This is a genomic window from Allochromatium palmeri, from assembly GCF_009720725.1.
Taxonomy (GTDB): Bacteria; Pseudomonadota; Gammaproteobacteria; order Chromatiales; family Chromatiaceae; genus Thermochromatium; species Thermochromatium palmeri.
Genome location: NZ_WNKT01000014.1, coordinates 51579 through 69577, shown reverse-complemented (window position 1 = coordinate 69577; position 17999 = coordinate 51579). Strand labels below are relative to the sequence as shown.

Below are 17999 nucleotides of genomic sequence, written 5' to 3'. Positions count from 1 at the left end.
CGCCCGCTCCACCGAAATCATCCCTGCATCCAGGCGCGCACCTGATCCGGGGCCGGCACGCCGCCCGAATGGATCACCTGCCCGTCCAGCACCACGCCGGGTGTCGACATCACACCATGACCCAGGATCTCGGCCATGTCCGTGACCTTTTCGAGTCGGATCTCGACCCCGGCCTCCCTGGCGGCCTGTTCAATCGCGCGTGCCGTCACCTCGCAGTTACGGCAACCGCCGCCCAGCACCTTGAATGTTTTCATTGAAATAAACCCTCGCTTCAGGCAATCAGATTGAATCCCCAGCCGACCAGCATAAAGGCCACCGCCAGCACCCCGGCGAACAGCGCCAGTGCTGGCCAGCGGATGACCTTACGCAGAATCAGCATCTCGGGCAAGGACAGCGCGGCGACACTCATCATCAGGGCCAGTGTCGTACCGACCGCGACCCCCTTGGTCAACATCGCCTCGGCCACCGGAATGACGCCGGTGGCGTTCGAATAGAGCGGAATCCCCAGGAGTACCGCCGCCGGAACCGTATACCAGGCCTCGCCGCCCAGATAACGGCTCACCCAGTCTTCCGGCACGAAGCCGTGGAAGAGCGCCCCCACGCCGATGCCGATCAGTACCCAGAGCCACAGCCGGCGCAGGATCTCGCGCACCTCGGCGAGCGCCTGACGATGACGTCCGCGCAGACTGCGATCCGGCTCGACGCGATTGGCCTCACCCAAACGGATCTTCCAGACATAGTCCTCGACCCAGCGCTCGGGCCGAAACCGCTGCATGACGATTCCGCCGAACCAGGCCACCGCGAGACCGGCGAGCACATAGAGCGTGGTCAGCTTCCAGCCCAGCACCCCGATCAGGATGACGACGGCCACCTCGTTGATCATCGGACTGGCGATCAGGAACGAAAAGGTCACACCCAGCGGAATCCCGGCCTCGACGAAGCCGATGAACAGCGGCACCGAGGAGCAGGAACAAAAGGGCGTGACCGCGCCCAGCGTGACCGCCATCCCGCGCGCCTGCCAGTCGGGACGTCCGCGCACGAACTCGCGCACCCGCTCGGGCGAGAGCATGGCGCGCAACAGCCCCATCACATAGATGACGATGACCAGGAGCACGAAGATCTTGGCCACGTCCATGACGAAGAAGTGGACGGCCGCGCCCAGACCCGAGGCCGGCTCCAGGTGCAGCAGTCGGAAGGCGATCAGCGCGCCGAGTGCGTCGAACATCGCGTTCAGGCTTCAGCCGCGGCCGGAGCCGGTGTGAGCGTCGTACCGATCCGGTCGAGTTCGCGTTGCAGCTTCAGCCGGTCGATCGAGGCCAGCGGCAGTGCGGTGAAGATCTTGATCCGGTTCTCCAGCTCGCGGAAGGCGGTGCGGAAGGCCATCATGCGCGCGACCTCGTCGCCCTCGGCCGCCGCCGGATCGGGCAGACCCCAGTGCGCCGTCATCGGCTGGCCGGGCCAGACCGGGCACACCTCGCCGGCGGCCTGATCACAGACCGTGAAGACGAAATCCATGACCGGCGCGTCGGGCTGGGCGAACTCGGCCCAGTCCTTACTGCGCAGTCCATCGGTCAGATAGTTGTTGCGCTTCAGGATCTCGATGGCCAGCGGATGCACCGCGCCCTTGGGATGGCTGCCGGCGCTGAAGCCCCGAAAGCGGCCGTTGCCCCAGCGTTCGAGGATGCGCTCGGCCAGAATGCTGCGCGCTGAGTTGCCGGTGCAGAGAAACAACACATTGTATACACACTCGGGCATGGGAGGCTCCCGTTGAGACTCAGGATCGATGGATGGATTCGAGACGCCGGCTATTGCAAACAGCGGCGTGGGAACGTCGGCGCGCGCGGGTCGATTCGACATCGCCGCCAGCGCGCGCGCGTCCTCGATGAAGGGTGATTGGGTATGCGCGACCGCGACCGTCTCGCGCAGGATGGTGCCGATCCAGTCCGGCAGATCAGGATGCAGGCGATAGTGCATCCAAACACCCTCGCGCCGATCCTGCACCAGTCCCAGTTCACGCAGCTGCGCCAGATGGCGCGAGACATGCGGCTGAACCACGCCCGTGGCCTGGGTCAGCTCGCAGACACAGAGTTCGCCTTGGGTGGCGAGCAGCAGCAGACAGCGCAGGCGCGTGTCCTGGGCCAGGGCGGAAAAGAGATCGCGTGGGGTGATCGTTGCCATGGCGAAAATATATATTCATCAATATATATTTTCAAATGTATATTTACATTCATGCCACCGCTCTCAGCGCGCCCCGCTGCCATAGCAGATAGATCGCCGGGATGACGAACAGGCTCAGCAGCGGCGCGGTGATCATGCCGCCGACCATGGGCGCGGCGATGGGGCGCATGACCTCGGAGCCGACACCGCCCAGCAGCATGATCGGCAGGAGTCCGGCGAAGATGGTGGTGACCGTCATGGCCTTGGGACGGATGCGCAGGACCGCGCCCTCTTCGATGGCGGCCTTCAGATCCGCGTCGCTCGCCAGACGCCCGGCGCGGCGCGCCTCGTCCAGCGCGTTGTCGAGATAGACCAGCATGATGACGCCGAACTCGGCCGCCACCCCGGCCAGCGCGATGAAGCCCACGGCCACGGCGATCGACAGGTTGTAGTCGAGCAGATGGATGAGCCACAGACCGCCGACCAGGGCGAAGGGCAGCGACAACATCACCAACAGCGCCTCGGACGCCCGAGAGAAGGTGAGATACAGCAGCACGAAGATGATCAGCAGCGTCAGCGGCACCACCAGCGCCAGACGTTCCTGGGCGCGTTCCATGTACTCGTACTGCCCGGACCAGGTCAGCGAATAGCCCGGCGGCAGCCGGATCTGTTCGGCGACCACCTGCCGAGCCTCCGCGATCCAGCGCCCGAGATCCCGCCCACGGATGTCGACGAAGACCCAGCCGTTCAGACGCGCGTTCTCACTCTTGAGCATGGGCGCGCCATCGGTGATCCTGACCTCGGCGATCTGCGCGAGCGGAATCTGGGCCCCGCTCGGGGTGACGATGGGCAGTTCGCGCAGTTTCTGGAGGTCATCGCGCTGTTCGCGTGGAAAGCGAATGTTGATCGGATAGCGTTCGAGTCCTTCGACCGTGCGGCTGACATTGATCCCACCGATGGCCGCCGCGACCAGATCGTTGATGTCACTGACGTTCAAGCCCACCCGCGCCGCCGCCAGCCGGTCCGGGACGATCTCGATATAGCGCCCGCCGGCGACCCGTTCGGAGAAGGCCGAGGCGGTGCCCGCCACCTGTTTCACCGCGCGTTCCACCTGGGCGCCGATCCGCTCGATCTCGGTCAGATCCGCGCCGGCGATCTTGATGCCGACCGGGGTCTTGATGCCAGTGGCCAGCATGTCGATGCGGGTCTTGATCGGCATCACCCAGGCATTGGTGACGCCGGGCAGCGCAACGGTCGCGTCCAGCTCGGCGATGAGCGTCTCCAGCGTCATGCCTTCGCGCCACTCGGAGCGCGGCTTGAGCTGGATCAGGGTCTCGACCATGGTCAGGGGGGCCGGATCGGTGGCGGTATCGGCGCGGCCCATCTTGCCGAACACCCGCTCGACCTCCGGCAGGCCGGCGATCAGCCGGTCGGTCTGTTGCAACAACTGCTGTGCCTTGCCGATGGAAATACCCGGCAAGGTGGTCGGCATGTACATCAGGTCGCCTTCGTAGAGATCGGGCATGAACTCGGTGCCGAGTTGCGTGAGCGGCCACCAGGCGCTCAGCATCACGAGCACCGCCACGCCGAGCGTCAGGCGCGGCCGGCGCAGCACGGCGCGCAGCGCCGGGCGATACACCCAGATCAGGCTGCGGTTGAGCGGATTGGCCATCTCGCTCGGGATGCGCCCGCGCACCAGATAGCCCATCAGCACCGGCACCAGAGTGACAGCCAGCCCGGCCGCGGCGGCCATGGCATAGGTCTTGGTGAAGGCCAGCGGACTGAACAGCCGCCCTTCCTGCGCCTGAAGGCTGAAGACCGGCAGAAAGCTCAGCGTGATGATCAGCAGACTGAAGAAGAGCGCCGGGCCGACCTCGGCCGCCGCCTCGCCGATCACCCGCCAGTGGTCCTCGCCGCGCGGACGCGCCCCATGCGCGGCCTCCCAGCGCTCCAGATGCTTGTGGGCGTTCTCGATCATGACGATGGCCGCGTCCACCATGGCGCCGATGGCGATGGCGATGCCGCCCAGGGACAGGATGTTGGCGTTGATGCCCTGGTGCTGCATGACGATGAAGGCTGCCAGGATGCCGAGCGGCAGGCTCAGGATCACCACCAGCGCCGAGCGCAGATGGAACAGGAAGGCGAGGCAGACCAGAGCGACGACGACGAATTCCTCGATCAGCTTGGTCCGGAGGTTGTCGACCGCGTCCAGGATCAGCCCGGAGCGGTCGTAGGTCTCGACGATCTCCACGCCCTCGGGGAGGCTCGCGCGCAGGACGTCGAGACGCTCCTTGACCGCGCCGATGGTCGCCAGCGCATTCTCGCCCGAGCGCATGACGATGATGCCGCCTGTGATCTCGCCTTCGCCGTCGAGATCCGCCACCACCCGGCGCATCTCGGGACCGACCTGCACCCGGGCGATGTCGCGCAGCAGCACCGGCGTGCCGGCGGGCGAGGTCTTCACCGGGATCAGCGCGATGTCTTCGAGCGAGCGCAGATAGCCGCGCGTGCGCACCATGTATTCGGCCTCGGCCAGTTCCAGCACCGAGCCGCCGACATCGCGGTTGGCGTTCTGCACCGCCGCGATCACCTGCCGCAGCGGGAGGCCGAAGCTGCGCAGTTTCTCCGGGTCGACGACGATCTGATACTGACGCACCATGCCGCCGACGGTCGCGACTTCGGCCACGCCGGGCAGGGATTGCAGCTCGAACTTCAGGAACCAGTTCTGCAGGCTGGTCAGCTCGGCCAGATCGTGCCGGCCGGTGCGGTCCACCAGCGCATAGCTGTAGATCCAGCCCACGCCGGTTGCATCCGGTCCCAGGCGCGGCTGCACGCCATCCGGCAGATCGGCGGCGGCCTGATTCAGATATTCGAGCACCCTGGCGCGCGCCCAGTACAGATCGGTCCCGTCCTCGAAGATGACATAGACATAGCTGTCGCCGAAGAAGCTGTAGCCACGCACCGCCTTGGCGCCCGGCACCGAGAGCATGGTGGTGGTGATGGGGTACGTGACCTGCTCCTCGACCACGCGCGGGGCCTGACCGGGGAAACCGGTCTTGACGATGACCTGGACGTCGGACAGGTCGGGAATGGCATCGAGCGGGGTGCGGGCCAGGGCGTATAAACCCCAGGCGGTCAGGGCCAGGGCCGCGAGCAGAACCAGAAAGCGGTTGCGGAGCGACCAGAGGATGACGGCTTTCATTCAGTGGCCTCCATGGCCACTGTGCGCCGCTGCGGCGGCGCCCTCGGCGCCCGGCTCACTCAGACGCTGGAAGCTCGCGCGCAGATTGGACTCGGAGTCGATCAGGAACTGCCCGGAGGTGACGACGCGATCCCCGGCTTCGAGTCCGGACAGGATCTCCACCACGCCGTCACGCTGCATGCCGCTGACCACGTCGACCGGCTGGAAGCGCCCGTCGCCAAGCGCCCGGACCACGCTCGTGCGCGTGCCGGTGACGATCAGCGCCTCGGCCGGAATCTTGAGCACATCGCGCTTGGGTCCGCCGAAGATCTCGACATCGGCGAACATGTTGGGTTTGAGACTGAGATCCGGATTGTCGAACACCAGGCGCACGCGCAGGGTGCGGGTGTCGGGATCGAGTTCCGGATAGAGATAGTCGACCTGACCGTCCCAGGTGCGTCCGGGGCGGGCCGGCACCCGGATCTCGGCTGGCGCGCCGGGTTTGAGCCAGTCGATCTGATGCTCGTAGACGTCGACCATGACCCAGACGCGGCTCAGGTCGGCGACCCGGAACATCTCGGTCGACTCGGTCACATACATGCCTTCGCGCGCTTCGATTCGGGTGACGATGCCGTCCATGGGCGCGCGCACCGGGATGCGGTTGCGCGGCCGGTCGTCGCGCTCGATGGCGCTGATTACATCATCCGGCACCGCCAGCAGCCGCAGCAGATTGCGCGCCTTGTCGGTATCGATGCGGGCGCCGGAGCGGCCCTCGCGCGCCAGCAGGAAATCGATCTGGGCCGAGAGGATGTCGGGGGCGTAGAACTCGGCCAGCGTCTGACCGCGTTTGACCGGCTCGCCTTCGGCACGCAGATCCAGCGCCTCGATCCAGCCCGAGGCGCGCGGATGCACATGGGCGAGGCGCGTCTCGTCATAGGTCACGCGCCCGAGGGTGCGGATGGCGCGCCAGAGGAGTCCGCGCTCCGCCACCGCCGTGCGCACTCCGAGCGTCTGTACCACGGCTGACGTCAGGCTGACCGGCGGATAGCGGTCGGTCATGGGTTCGACCCGTTTCTCGACCAGATCCATGCCGCAGATCGGACAGGTACCGGGTTCGTCGCGGATGATCTGGGGGTGCATCGGGCAGACGTACTGGGTGACGGCGGCCGGCGAGTGCGGATCAGCGTGGGCGTGCCCGGCGTGGCTGTCGTCGTGCGTTGTGGCCAAGGGGGAACCGGCCGTCGCCTCCGAAGCGAACGCCGTGTCCCCGAAGGTCATCGCCCAGGCGCTCCAGCCGAGCGCGACCACTCCCAGCAGGAACGCCCGCCGGCTCAAGGCATCGTCTCGATTTCGGTGATCCGGTAGACCTGATCCGCCCCCAGCTCTACGCGGAAGCGCACGGCGTCACCCGCTTGTATCGACTCCAGATCGACGCCCTCGACCACGGGCAGATCCATGGTCATCTCCGGCCAGTTCAGGGCCGGCATCGGCTCGTGCGTGATGTTGACGACGCCTTGTGATGGATCGACGCTGTTGATGAGTCCCTGGCCACTGGCGGCCATGCTCGCCTGACCGTGCATCCCGGCGTGGTCGCTCATCGAACTGTGGTCCATCATCGCTTCGCCGTGTGAGGCGGGATCGGCTGCGATGGCCGGTGAGACGCTGAGAACCATCAGCAGAGCCAATCCAGGCAGGAGAGTGGCCGCTGAAGGCCGCGAGGGGAAACGCGCAGAGAAGGCTGTATGATCGACAGAAATCTGGGGCATCGTGGTCTCCTGAAACAGAGTAGTCATGAGGCCCGGATCATGGCAGTGAACTGAGCCATGGCAGGGCACGGCGGATAGAAACGAATCCCGTTCGCTACGGACAGCGACGGATTGGCATGGTTCAATATAGGGGGTGACGATTGACTTCCACGGTGATGTGGACCAGTTCTTCGTGAATGCTCAGCGCCTGCCGGACTGAGTCCGGCTCCAGCGCTTCCGTCACCACCAGCGACAGGATACAAGCGTACTTGTCCCGGCCGACCCGCCACACATGCAGATCGGCGATCGCGGCCTTGACCGGCAACTTCGCCACCACCTCACGGACCTCGGCCACTACGGGGCGATCCATCTCAGCGTCGATGAGTACGCGGCTGGTGTCGCGCAACAGCCCATAGGCCCAGATCGACACCAGGGCCGCGCCGACCAGACCCATGACCGGATCGAGCCAGGCCGCGCCCCACAGCTTGCCGCCGAACAGCGCCACGATCGCGAACAGCGAGGTCGCCGCGTCCGCCAGGACATGCAGATAGGCGGCGCGCAGATTGAGATCATGATGCTGGTCATGGTGGCCATGTCCATCGTGATGGTGATGATGCCCATGTCCGTCCCTGAGCAGCCAGGCGCAGACCAGATTCACCACCAGCCCCAGCACGGCGATGCCGATCGCCTGATCGTAGTGGATCGGCATCGGCGCCAGCAGTCGCTCGACCGAGTGGTACACCATGAATCCGGCGACGACCACCAGAAAGAGCGCACTGGTATAGCCGCCGAGGATCTCGATCTTCCAGGTGCCGAAGGCGAAGCGCGGATCCTGCGCGAAGCGGCGCGCGGCCCAATAGGCCAGCACCGAGAGTCCGAGCGCGAACGCATGTGAACTCATGTGCCAGCCGTCGGCGAGCAGCGCCATGGAGTTGAAGACCCAGCCGCCGGTGATTTCGGCGACCATCATGGTGGCCGTCAGCCACACCACCCAGCGCGTATTGCGCTCGGCGAGCGGATTGCCTTCGTCGAAGACGTGGGAGTGTCGACGGGCTTCAAGTGCAGTACTGTCTGGCGTCATCCAAGTTCTCGACTTCGATCAGCTATCGCGTCGAAACAAGAATAAGATGCAACTGCGCGGCTCGCAATCCTCGCTTCACCCCGGCTGGATCGGAAACCCGGTCAGTGGCCCGATACCGAGCCGGTCGCGGCTGAACAGCGGCGGCCCCTGCATATAGACCGTGACCAGGCGCGCGAGCGATTCGAGCGCGTCGAGATGAATGCGCTCATAGCCGTGCGAGGCATCGACGCCGAAGGTGACGAGCGCAGTACGCACATCGTTGCCCGCTTCCAGTGCTGCGGCGCTGTCGGAGCGGTAGTACTTGAAGACATCGCGCTGATGCGGGATGGTGAACTCCTGGCAGAGCTGGATCAAACGATGGGTCAGATGATAATCGAAGGGGCCGCTCTGGTCGGCCATGGCGATGGTCACGCCGAACTCGCTGGAGTTCTGACCGGGCGCCGAGGTGCCGTTGTCGATGGTGAGCATCTCGGCGACGTCCTGATGCAGCGCGGCCGAGGCGCCCGAACCGATCTCCTCCGAGATGGTGAACAGCGGATGGCAGTCGACCGGCAGCGTCAACCCCTCGCGCTGCACGGCCTCGATCGCGGCCAGTAACACCGCGGCGCCCGCCTTGTCGTCGAGATGGCGCGAGTTGATAAAGCCGGTGTCGGTGATCTCGGGTGTGGTGTCGATGGCCAGGAAATCGCCGACGTGGACGCCCAGCCGCAGCAGATCTTCGAGCTTATGGACGCGGGCATCGATGCGGAACTCGACGTAGTCCCAGCCCCCCGGCTGATTGTCGATCTCGGGCGCGAAGGTGTGCCCGGACGCCTTGAGCGGCAGGATAGTGCCGCGCCACTGGCCGGTGTCGGTGAAGAGTGTAGCGCGCGCGCCCTCGGCGAAACGCGCGTTCCAGTGCCCGACCGGGACCAGTTGCAGTCGCCCGTTGTCCTTGAGTCCCTTGACCATGGCGCCGAGCGTATCGATATGGGCAACGACGGCCCGATCCGGCTGCGAGACCTTGCCGCTGAGCGTGGCGCGGATGGCCCCGCGCCGGGTCAGCTCGAAGGGCACCCCGAGCTGTTCCAGACGCTGACAGACCAGATGCACGACCCGGTCGGTATAGCCGGACGGGCTGGGTGTGAACAGCAGTTTGAGCAGAGTCTCAACCAGATACCCGGTATCGATGCTAGGCAATTTCATCCCAACCCCTCGCGCACAACGGTGCGTGGAAACAATAGATCGACGAAGCGCTCAGCGGTCGGTTGTGGCTCATGATTGGCCAGACCGGGGCGCTCATTGGCTTCGATGATGACATAGTCGGTCCCGCGCACGTCGGGCACGAGCAAATCCAGTCCAGTCACCGGAATGTCGAGCGCCCGCGCCGCCGCGCAGGCCGCCTCAGCGAGCACGGGGTTGAGATCCGCGGTGACGTCGTGGATGGTGCCGCCAGTGTGCAGGTTGGCGGTCTTGCGCACCTGGAGCACTTCGCCCTCGGGCAGGACGTCCTTCATGCCATAACCGGCCTGACGCACGCAACGCTCTGTTTCGGCATCGAGCGGGATTGAACTTTCGCCGCCGGTCGCCGCGCGTCGGCGCCGACTGCGCGCCTGGATCAGATCGCGGATACTGTGACACCCAGTGCCGACCACCTGGGCCGGGCGACGGATGGCGGCGGCCACGACCTTGAAGTCGATGACGACGATGCGCAGATCATCGCCTTCGACGAACTCCTCCAGGATCACCACCTCGCAGACCCGACGCGCGAGCGCAATCGCCGTCTCCAGCGTCTCGGGATCGCGCACGTCGACGCTGATCCCCGCCCCCTGCTCGCCGCGTGCCGGCTTGACCACCACCCGCCCGAAGCGTGACAGAAAGGCTTCGGCCTGATCGAGCGCCTGATAGCGGATCTGCTCGGGCACCCGCAGACCGGCACGCTTGAGTACGCGCTGGGTGATGGCCTTGTCATCGCAGCGGCTCATGGCAATCGCGCTGGTCAGGTCGCTCAGACTCTCGCGGCAGAGGATACGCCGCCCGCCGAGCGTGAGCGCGAAATAGCCCGCTTCGGCATCGATCACCTCGACCCCGATCCCGCGTCGACGCGCCTCATCGACGATGATGGTGGCATAGGGGTTGAGATCAGCCTCGGGCTGACGGCCGATGAACAGCGGCTCGTTGAAGGCGTTCTTGTTTTTGAGCGCAAAGGCCGGGATGCGCTCGAAGCCGAGTTTGCGATAGAGCCGGATGGCGTTGCTGTTGTCGTGCATCACCGACAGATCCAGAAAGGCCCGACCGCGTGCCTGATGGTATTCGACGACCTGGCGCACCAGCGCCTCGCCGATGCCCGGATAAGGCGCCTGCAGATCGACGGCCAGCGCCCAGAGACTGGCGCCGTTCTCCGGATCCTGGAAGGCGGCGGCGTGATCGACCCCATTGACCACGCCCAGCAGACTGCCGTCCTGGCTGTCCTCGGCGATCCAGTAACTCAGTACCTTAGAGGTACGCTGATTCCAGACGAACTCTGCGCCCGGCGGCACCATGTGATGGGCAAGGTAGAGGCGCTGGATGGCCACGGCATCGGTGTGGCTGTTGAGCAGCCGGACATGGAAGCCCTTGGGCCGGCGCGTGCAGGACTGATAGCGCTCGAACCAGAGTCGAAAGGTATGCGAGGGGTCGAGAAACAGATCCTGGGGCGCATAGGAAAGCACCACATGTGGATCGTTGAGATAGAGCGCCACGTCGCGCTTGCCCGGATGCTCTTCCTGTAAGGACCGTGCTAGCGACTTGGGGTCGGTGAAGGTTTGGCCGAACAGCAGCCGGCCCCAGCCGCAGTCGACGGCGACACCGGCGGGCGCGACCGAGAGATCGGCACGCGGACGCCGGTCCCAGTTCTTGAGCGAAGGGGCACGACTGCGTTCGAGTCGATGGTTGAAGCGATCTTTGAGACTCATTGATGCACCCTATCCTGTCGGTGTCCGAGGGATCGGTGGACGGCTCGATCACAGGCCCTGCTGCTGCAACCAGAGTTCCAGAAGCGCGGCCTGCCAGAGTTTGGAGCCACGCAGGGGGGTGATGTGCGCTTCGGGCGCAGCGAGCAGGGTCTCTACAGAGTCAGGCTGGAACAGACCGCGTGCGCGCGCCGGGGACGAATGGAGCAAGTCGCGCATCATCTCCAGCACCGGCCCGCGCGGATATTTGAGCGCCGGCACGGGGAAATAGCCCTTGGGCCGGTCGATGACCTCGCTCGGGATGATGCGCCGCCCGATCGCCTTGAGTACGCCCTTGCCGTCGTCGCACAGCTTGTGCGCGTCCGGCATCCGCGCGGCCAGCTCGACCAGCTCGTGATCGAGGAAGGGCACCCGCGCTTCCAGACCCCAGGCCATGGTCATGTTGTCGACACGCTTGACCGGATCGTCGACCAGCATGATCTGCTGATCCAGACGCAGTGCCTTGTCGACCGGCGCGCTGGCGCCGGGACGGGCGAAGTGCGCGGCGATAAAGGCGCGGCTGTGGTCCTCGCCGTGGAAACGCGGATCGACCATGCGCCGGTATTCATCCTGATCGCGGTCGCAGAAGGCGCGCGCATAGTCGGCGGCCGGATCCTGACTGCCGATCAGCGGCGGATACCAGTGATAGCCGGCGAACACCTCGTCGGCGCCCTGCCCGCTCTGCACCACCTTGACGTGTTTGGAGACCTCGTGCGAGAGCAGATAGAAGCCGATGGCATCATGGCTGACCATGGGTTCGGACATGGCGCGCACGCAGTTGGGCAGCTCGGGCAGCAGACGCGCCGCCGAGTCGACCTGGATCTTGTGGTGGGTGGTGCCGTAGTGACGGGCGATGATGTCCGAGTATTGGAACTCGTCGCCGACCTCGTCGCCGACCGTCTCGAATCCGACCGAGAAGGTGTTGAGTCCCTGTTGCCCCTGTTCGGCGAGCAGGCCCACGATCAGGCTCGAATCCAGTCCGCCCGAGAGCAGCACCCCGACATCGACGTCGGCCACCAGTCGCCGTGCGACCGCCGTGCGCAGGCTCGCCAGAATCCGTTCCTGCCAGTCCTCGAAGCTCAGACCGCGTTCCTCGGGGCGTGGCTCGAACACCGGCTCCCAATAGATCAGGTCGCGGATGCGCCCGTCGGGTTCGATGACGCGGAGGGTTGCTGGCGGGAGCTTACGCACCCCGGCGAGGATGGTATAGGGCGCCGGCACCACGGCATGAAAGTGCATGTAGTGATGCAGGGCCACCGGATCGATGTCGGTGTCGATACCGCCGCCGGCGAGCAGCGCCGGCAGCGTCGAGGCGAAACGCAGACCGCCGGTGACCTCGGCGTAATAGAGCGGCTTGATCCCGAGCCGATCGCGCGCCAGCGTCAGCCGGCCCGAATCGCGCTCGGCGATGGCGAAGGCGAACATGCCATGGAAGCGCTCGACACAGTCCGCGCCCCAGGCATGGAACGCCTTGAGCACCACCTCGGTGTCGCCGTTTGAGAAGAAGCGATAGCCCTTGGCGCTCAGTTCTTCGCGCAGGGCCTGGTAGTTGTAGATGCAGCCGTTGAAGGCGATCGACAGCCCGAGTTCGCTGTCGACCATAGGTTGAGCGGCGTGAGTGCTCAGATCGATGATGGACAGACGTCGGTGTGCCAGTGCTACCCGTCCCTGCTGCCAGGCGCCGTGCCCATCGGGACCGCGCGGGTGCATCGAAGCACTCATGGCGCTCAGGGCGTCGAGATCGACGGGGACATCATCGAGGCGAATTTCTCCGCAAAAACCACACATATTTCAATCCACGCCCGACTTTTCGGCTGGGCGATGCTGTTTAACATTTGACCCATTATGCCTGCTGGAGATGTTTCAATCCACGCCACTCCTCCGACCGGGCGATGAGCGCTCTCGCGATTTCATCTACCAATCTAGGGGTGCTGATCTACTGATGAAGACAGGATTCCAGGGTTGAAGCTGATGGCGAGCCGGTTTGAGGTGTGGGCCTGAAAAAGCCCGCGCGCGGCAGGCTTGGATGGATGGCGCCATCCGTGGCGCGGCGTCTGTCAGACTAGACGCGCCGCTTCAGCAAGGCCCGCCTCGCGATCGGCATATTCAACCGCCTTCAGGGCGCGCCTGTAAGGGCTTGGGGCTAAGCGCATCACGGCCTGGGGTAGTCGCTTGGCCAGTTGGAAGCCTGTGAGATACACCAGACGCAGAACACTGCTGTGCGCCAGAATCAGCCCCTGCAAGGCCCGGTAGTAGGCTGCGACAACACGGCGGACGTCCTGGTCATCAAAGGCCTGATCGCGGAACAGGATCGATGCCTTGGCGTCTGCTTGACGAAGCATCTCATTGAAATCATGCTCCTCCCATCGCGTAAAAATCGCCTCAAGCAGGCGGTCAAGCCCAACATTTGGAGCGGCACGAAGAAGTTGATTAACGCGGGTGTAGTAGTGTCGAAAAACGGGGCCATCTTCTTTCAGAGCGCCTGATGCGACGAGATAGATCAAGTCGTCGCGCACAGCGTACATGGCAAAGCAGGCTTGTTTCCTGATAATGCCCAGGAAGAGCTGGTAGAGCACGATCAGGCCAACCGCGAAGATGGCGGCATTCAACCAAAAGGCCACTGTGTTCATGATGTTCACTCAGAGCTTTGGCGGTTTTTGAGGATCTGTTGCTCCAGTCGCTTCTTGGCTTCAGCGCAGTCGTCGATCCGTTGCTGCAGAATGGATCTCCACAGGGCGCAGAGCCAGAGCCCCAGAACACCGATCGCCAGGAATGTCACAACGGTGAAGGCCCACACAACAGGCGGATCTTGAATATTAAGGCTACGCCACAGCCAGTCCAGGCCGATGACCAGACCGAGCCACGACCCGATCGTTGTCAGAAATTTTCCCATCGGCGCTGTAATCGCTGTTCTGTAGCCTTTGGCTAGCCTAACAACTTCAGGTTCCACTGCCTACCGGGCGAGCAGCCATCGTGGACTTCAGCCGTGAGCGTGAAGCCGCCGATCGACGCTAAAACCGTCACTTTTCAAAGGCTAGATTTGGGCTTCGTAGCCGAGCGCCGGCGCCAGCCAGCGTTCGGCCTCGGCGAGCGTCATGCCTTTGCGCCGCGCATAGTCCTCGACCTGATCGCGCTGGATGCGCCCAACGCCGAAGTAGCGTGCCTTGGGATGGGCGAAGTACCAGCCCGACACCGCCGCTGTCGGCAGCATGGCGAAGTTCTCGGTGAGCGTGATGCCGACGCGCCGGTCGGGTTCAAGCAACGTCCAGAGCGTGCCCTTCTCGGTGTGATCCGGACAGGCGGCATAACCGGGTGCCGGGCGGATGCCTTGATACTGCTCGGCAATCAACGCCTCGTTATCAAGCGCCTCGTCCGGTGCATGGCCCCAATAGCGGGTGCGCACCAGTTGGTGCAGACGCTCGGCAAACGCCTCGGCTAAGCGGTCGGCAAGCGCCTTGAGCATGATGGCGCTGTAGTCGTCGTGATCGGCCTCAAAACGCGCCAGATGCGACTCGATCCCGGCCCCTGCCGTGACGGCGAAGGCACCGATCCAATCCTGATGCCCCGCTGGCGCAACGAAGTCTGAGAGACAGAAGTTGGGCTGATTGCGCCCGGCATCACGCGGCATCTGCTGGCGCAGATGGTGCAGAGTCGCCAGCGGCTGGGTACGCTCGGCATCAGCGAAGAGCGCGATATCGTCGTCTCCGACCCCATTGGCCGGAAAGAAGCCCAACACCGCGCGCGCTTCCAGCCAGCGTTCATTGATCAGGCGCTCCAGGAAGCCCTGGGCGTCGGCATAGAGCTTACGCGCTTCCTCGCCGATGACCTCATCATCGAGGATGTCCGGGAAGCGTTTATGGGCCAGCTCCCAGGCATGGAAAAAGGGCAGCCAGTCGATATAGTCGACTAGCTCAGCAAGCGGAAAATCGGCGATGGTCGCGATCACACCGCCGTCGATGTGCTCCAGTTCGAGCGTCCAGGGCGCTGATTCACTGAAGTTCGGATCGAGCAATGCGGGTTTTGGCAGCGCGCTAGCGTCCCAGTCGATGGCCACGCGATTGGCGCGTGCATCAGCGATCTGCATGGATTTGCGTACCGACTCCTTGCTGGCACGTTCGATGCGCACACGCTCGTATTCGTCGCGGATGGCCGCGAGATAGTCCGGGCGCAGCTCATCGCTCAGCAGGTTGGACGCCACGCCGACCGCGCGTGAAGCATCCGGGACATAGATGACGGGCGCTTCGCGCTGCGGGGCGATCTTGAGCGCCGTATGCACCTTGGAGGTGGTCGCGCCGCCGATCAGCAGCGGCACGTTCAGCCCGACGCGCGGCAGTTCCTTGGCCACATGAACCATTTCGTCGAGCGAGGGCGTGATCAGTCCCGAGAGCCCGATGATGTCGACCTGTTCCTCGCGCGCGCGCTGGAGGATGGTTTCAGCCGAAACCATGACCCCGATGTCGATGACCTCGTAGTTGTTGCACTGGAGGACGACCCCGACGATGTTCTTGCCAATGTCGTGCACGTCGCCCTTGACCGTGGCCATGAGGATACGGCCGTTGCTTTTGGCGGCGTCTCCAGACGCGGCCTTTTCGGCCTCCAGATAGGGCTGAAGATAGGCGACCGCCTTTTTCATGACGCGCGCCGATTTCACCACCTGCGGCAGGAACATCTTGCCCTCGCCGAACAGGTCGCCGACATAGTTCATGCCGGCCATCAGCGGCCCCTCGATGACGGCCAGCGGCTGACCGAGCACCTGACGCGCTTCCTCGGTGTCCTGATCGATAGAGTCGGTGAGACCCTTAACCAGCGAATGCTTGAGCCGTTCCTCGACCGGCCAGCTTCGCCATTCCTGCTCGGCACTGGTGGACTCGACGCTGCCATCGCCCTTGTACTTGGGCGCGATGTCGAGCAGGCGCTCGGTGCCGTCGGCACGGCGATTGAGGATCACATCCTCGACCGCCTCGCGCAGCTCCTCGGGCAGATCGTCATAGATGGCGAGCTGACCGGCGTTGACGATGCCCATGTCCATCCCGGCCTTGACGGCGTGATAGAGAAAGACGGCGTGGATCGCCTCGCGGACCGGGTTGTTGCCACGAAAAGAGAAGGAGACGTTCGACACCCCGCCCGAGATCAGCGTGTGCGGCAGGCGGCGCTTGATCTCGCGCGTCGCTTCGATGAAGTCGACGGCGTAGTTGTCGTGTTCCTCGATGCCGGTGGCAACGGCAAAGATATTGGGATCGAAGATGATGTCCTCGCCCGGAAAGCCGACCTGCTCGGTCAGAAGCTGATAGGCGCGGGTGCAGATTTCAATTTTGCGCGCCTGAGTATCGGCCTGACCGACCTCGTCGAAGGCCATGACAATGACCGCCGCACCATAGCGCCGACACAGTCGCGCCTGCTCGATGAACTTCGTCTCACCCTCTTTCAGCGAGATTGAGTTGACAATCGGCTTGCCCTGGACGCATTTGAGGCCGGTTTCGATCACTTCCCACTTGGAGGAGTCGATCATCACCGGCACCCGCGCGATATCCGGCTCGGCGGCGACCAGATTCAGGAATCGGTGCATGGCCGCAACCGCATCCAGCAGCCCTTCGTCCATGTTGATGTCGATCACCTGCGCGCCGTTCTCGACCTGTTCCAGCGCCACGCTGAGCGCGGTGTCATAGTCGTCGTTCTGGATCAGCTTTTTGAAGCGCGCCGAGCCGGTGACATTGGTGCGCTCACCGACATTGACGAAGAACGAATCCTCGGTGATGTTGAGTGGCTCCAGGCCCGAGAGCCGACAGGCCGGGGCGAGCTTGGGCCGTGCGCGCGGAGCCATCCCGGCGACTGCCTCGGCCATGGCGCGGATATGATCCGGAGTCGTCCCGCAGCAACCGCCGATGATGTTGAGAAAGCCGTTGCGCGCCCAGTCGGAAACTTCCAGCGCCATCTGTTCCGGCCCCAGATCATAGCCGCCCAGGTCATTCGGCAGTCCCGCATTAGGATGGGCCGAGACATGGCATTCGGCGATGCGTGACAGCTCCTCGACATAGGAGCGCAATTCATACGGCCCGAGCGCGCAGTTCAAGCCGACGCTGATCGGCGCGGCGTGACGCAGTGAATTGTAGAACGCCTCGGTGGTCTGACCGGTTAGGGTCCGACCGGACTGGTCGGTGATGGTGCCCGAGAGCATGATTGGACGTTCGATGTCATCCTCATCGAACACCTGCTTGACGGCAAAGATCGCCGCCTTGGCATTGAGGGTGTCGAAAATGGTCTCGATCAGGATGATATCCACCCCGCCCGCGATCAGACCGCGCGTGGACTCGGCATAGGAGGCGACCAGGGTATCGAAGTCGATATTGCGATATCCCGGATCGTTGACATCGGGCGAAATCGAAGCGGTACGGTTGGTCGGTCCGAGCACGCCGGCGACGAAACGCGGCTTGTCGGGCGTCGAATAGGCATCAGCACTTTCACGCGCCAGCCGCGCGGCGGCAACGTTGATCTCGTAGGCCAGCGCCTCCATGCCATAGTCAGCCATCGAAACGCGCGTAGCATTAAAGCTGTTGGTCTCGATGATGTCGGCGCCCGCCTCCAGATACTGACGGTGGATGCCACCGATGACATCCTGGCGGGTGAGCGCCAGCAGATCGTTGTTGCCCTTGAGATCACTGGGCCAGTCCGCGAAGCGCTCGCCGCGATAATCGGCCTCGGTCAGGCCATGGCGCTGGATCATGGTGCCCATGGCACCGTCGAGGATGAGGATCGAGCGCGCGAGGCGCGCGCGGAGCAGTGCGTTGGAATCAGTCATTGGGACTCACGGGCTAGAGGCGAAAGCGGCTGAGGGACTAAAACGTGCCCTTGCGACCAGGTCGCGCTAT

At 64.3% G+C, this 17999-nt stretch carries 13 protein-coding genes; all 13 read right to left on the bottom strand.

The features are described from left to right. Positions 1–17: 17 nt before the first annotated feature. Complete coding sequence (locus GJ668_RS08655; protein ID WP_155449748.1) at positions 18–254, bottom strand: thioredoxin family protein; 237 nt, start codon at positions 252–254, stop codon at positions 18–20. A 17-nt stretch (positions 255–271) separates the two neighbouring features. Further along, positions 272–1225, bottom strand: coding sequence for a permease (locus GJ668_RS08650; RefSeq protein WP_155449747.1), 954 nt, complete (start codon positions 1223–1225; stop codon positions 272–274). Positions 1226–1230: 5 nt separating this feature from the next. Further along, positions 1231–2178 carry a metalloregulator ArsR/SmtB family transcription factor gene (locus tag GJ668_RS21225; RefSeq protein WP_155449746.1) on the bottom strand — a complete coding sequence of 316 codons (948 nt, stop codon included), beginning with the start codon at positions 2176–2178 and terminating at the stop codon, positions 1231–1233. Between the two features lie 49 nt (positions 2179–2227). Beyond that, the gene (locus GJ668_RS08640) at positions 2228–5359 is read right to left on the bottom strand and encodes an efflux RND transporter permease subunit (protein WP_155449745.1); all 3132 of its coding nucleotides are present in this window, start codon (positions 5357–5359) and stop codon (positions 2228–2230) included. Further along, positions 5360–6673: an efflux RND transporter periplasmic adaptor subunit gene (locus GJ668_RS08635; protein WP_155449744.1), complete on the bottom strand. Its 1314-nt coding sequence runs from the start codon at positions 6671–6673 to the stop codon at positions 5360–5362. Continuing rightward, a complete protein-coding gene (locus GJ668_RS08630; RefSeq protein ID WP_186342981.1) occupies positions 6670–7104 on the bottom strand; it encodes a copper-binding protein in 435 nt (144 codons plus the stop codon). Before GJ668_RS08630 ends, GJ668_RS08635 begins: the two co-directional genes overlap by 4 nt. A gap of 121 nt (positions 7105–7225) precedes the next feature. After that, positions 7226–8164: a CDF family Co(II)/Ni(II) efflux transporter DmeF gene (dmeF, locus tag GJ668_RS08625; RefSeq protein WP_155449743.1), complete on the bottom strand. Its 939-nt coding sequence runs from the start codon at positions 8162–8164 to the stop codon at positions 7226–7228. A gap of 75 nt (positions 8165–8239) precedes the next feature. Then, positions 8240–9349, bottom strand: a complete 1110-nt coding sequence (locus GJ668_RS08620) for an osmoprotectant NAGGN system M42 family peptidase (protein ID WP_155449742.1) — start codon at positions 9347–9349, stop codon at positions 8240–8242. After that, the gene (ngg, locus tag GJ668_RS08615) at positions 9346–11097 is read right to left on the bottom strand and encodes an N-acetylglutaminylglutamine synthetase (RefSeq protein WP_155449741.1); all 1752 of its coding nucleotides are present in this window, start codon (positions 11095–11097) and stop codon (positions 9346–9348) included. The genes GJ668_RS08620 and ngg overlap by 4 nt, the downstream gene beginning before the upstream one ends. Before the next feature lie 48 nt (positions 11098–11145). Beyond that, positions 11146–12921 (bottom strand): N-acetylglutaminylglutamine amidotransferase, encoded by a 1776-nt coding sequence (locus GJ668_RS08610; protein WP_155449740.1) that lies wholly within the window; start codon positions 12919–12921, stop codon positions 11146–11148. 269 nt (positions 12922–13190) lie between these two features. Next, positions 13191–13763: a hypothetical protein gene (locus tag GJ668_RS08605; RefSeq protein WP_155449739.1), complete on the bottom strand. Its 573-nt coding sequence runs from the start codon at positions 13761–13763 to the stop codon at positions 13191–13193. Positions 13764–13768: 5 nt separating this feature from the next. Beyond that, on the bottom strand, positions 13769–14026 hold the full coding sequence (locus tag GJ668_RS08600) for a hypothetical protein (RefSeq protein WP_155449738.1): 258 nt from the start codon (positions 14024–14026) through the stop codon (positions 13769–13771). Between the two features lie 141 nt (positions 14027–14167). Continuing rightward, complete coding sequence (metH, locus tag GJ668_RS08595) at positions 14168–17929, bottom strand: methionine synthase (protein ID WP_155449737.1); 3762 nt, start codon at positions 17927–17929, stop codon at positions 14168–14170. Positions 17930–17999: the final 70 nt, after the last annotated feature.